The organism is Pseudomonas fluorescens, from assembly GCF_902497625.1.
Lineage (GTDB): Bacteria > Pseudomonadota > Gammaproteobacteria > Pseudomonadales > Pseudomonadaceae > Aquipseudomonas > Aquipseudomonas fluorescens_BQ.
The window spans coordinates 1-1831 of the sequence record NZ_CABVGX010000111.1; the positions used below are offsets into that span (position 1 = coordinate 1).

General features: G+C 57.2%; 1 protein-coding gene and 1 tRNA gene. One reads left to right on the plus strand and one right to left on the minus strand.

Features of this window, described 5'->3' with window-relative positions; genetic code table 11:
• Nucleotides 1–137: 137 nt before the first annotated feature.
• Nucleotides 138–224: transfer RNA gene (locus F8N12_RS27455), tRNA-Leu, on the minus strand.
• Nucleotides 225–448: 224 nt separating this feature from the next.
• Between F8N12_RS27455 and F8N12_RS27460 the strand changes: the two genes are divergently transcribed.
• The coding region (locus F8N12_RS27460; RefSeq protein ID WP_150583132.1) for a ribonuclease R family protein at nucleotides 449–1831 on the plus strand (1383 nt) is incomplete at its 3' end.

The following is a 1831-nucleotide window of genomic DNA, read 5'->3' on the forward strand; positions in this document are numbered from 1 at the left end:
GCCGAACGCAGGCTCCGCCAGCTGCTACAAGTAGTGAGCGTGCAGGGAGTTCCCGAACTTTTTCTGGGAGCCAGAAACGCAAAAACCCGCTTTCGCGGGTTCCTGTGAAACTCAAGATCGAGACCTTGGGTTTGAATTGGTGCCCAGAAGAAGACTCGAACTTCCACGACCTTGCGGTCACCAGCACCTGAAGCTGGCGTGTCTACCAATTTCACCATCTGGGCAGTATCAACAGCGTCTCCGTCGTTGATGGCGCGCACTATACGGAGCGTGTTTTTAACTGTAAACCCCTGGCACTCAAAAAATCTTGAAAATTTTACCAGCGGTCTCTAAATCAGCTTTGCGATGTCGATAAGGGCCTTTAGACGGGCCCTTGCAGCCTGAAATTTCCCGTTTCATTACGCCTATGCCAAACTAACCCGTATATAGACAAGGTGAAAACTCTCTAATGGCCGATTGGCAGTCCCTCGATCCCGAGGCCGCTCGTGAAGCGGAAAAATATGAAAACCCTATTCCTAGCCGCGAATTGATCCTTCAGCATCTTGCTGATCGGGGTTCGCCTGCTAACCGCGAGCAACTGGTCGAAGAATTCGGTCTGACCACTGAAGACCAGATCGAAGCCTTGCGCCGCCGCCTGCGCGCCATGGAGCGCGACGCTCAACTCATCTACACCCGTCGTGGTACGTATGCGCCGGTGGACAAGCTCGACCTGATCCTCGGCCGCATCAGCGGTCACCGGGACGGTTTCGGCTTTCTGGTGCCGGATGACGGCAGTGACGATCTGTTCATGAGCCCGGCGCAGATGCGTCTGGTGTTCGATGGCGACCGCGCCCTGGCGCGCGTTTCCGGTCTGGACCGTCGCGGTCGCCGTGAAGGCATGATCGTCGAAGTGGTTTCCCGTGCTCACGAAACCATCGTCGGTCGCTATTTCGAAGAAGGCGGTATCGGCTTCGTGGTGGCGGACAATCCGAAGATCCAGCAGGAGGTGCTGGTCACGCCGGGCCGCAACGCCAATGCGAAGATTGGTCAGTTCGTCGAAGTGAAGATCACTCACTGGCCGACTCCGCGCTTCCAGCCGCAAGGTGACGTGGTTGAAGTCGTGGGCAACTACATGGCGCCGGGCATGGAAATCGACGTCGCTCTTCGCGCGTACGATATCCCGCACGTCTGGCCTGAAGCGGTGTTGAAAGAAGCTGCCAAGCTCAAGCCTGAAGTCGAAGAGAAAGACAAAGAGAAGCGCATCGACCTGCGCCATCTGCCGTTCGTCACCATCGATGGTGAAGACGCGCGCGACTTCGATGATGCCGTTTACTGTGAAGCCAGACCGGGCAAGCTGCGCCTGTTCTCCGGCGGCTGGAAGCTGTACGTAGCGATTGCCGACGTCTCCAGCTACGTGAAAATCGGCTCGGCCCTGGATAACGAATCCCAGGTTCGCGGCAACTCGGTTTACTTCCCCGAGCGCGTGATCCCGATGCTGCCGGAACAACTGTCCAACGGTTTGTGCTCGCTGAATCCGCACGTCGATCGCCTGGCCATGGTCTGTGAGATGACCATCTCGAAAACCGGCGAGATGACCGACTACTGCTTCTACGAAGCGGTCATCCATTCCCATGCGCGCCTGACCTACAACAAGGTCAGCGCAATGCTGGAGACGCCGAAACTCACCGAAGCGCGTCAGCTTCGCGGCGAGTACAACGACGTTCTGCCGCACCTCAAACAGCTTTATGCACTTTACAAAGTGTTGCTGGGCGCACGTCACGTGCGTGGCGCGATCGATTTCGAAACCCAGGAAACCCGGATCATCTTCGGCACCGAGCGCAAGATCGCCGAA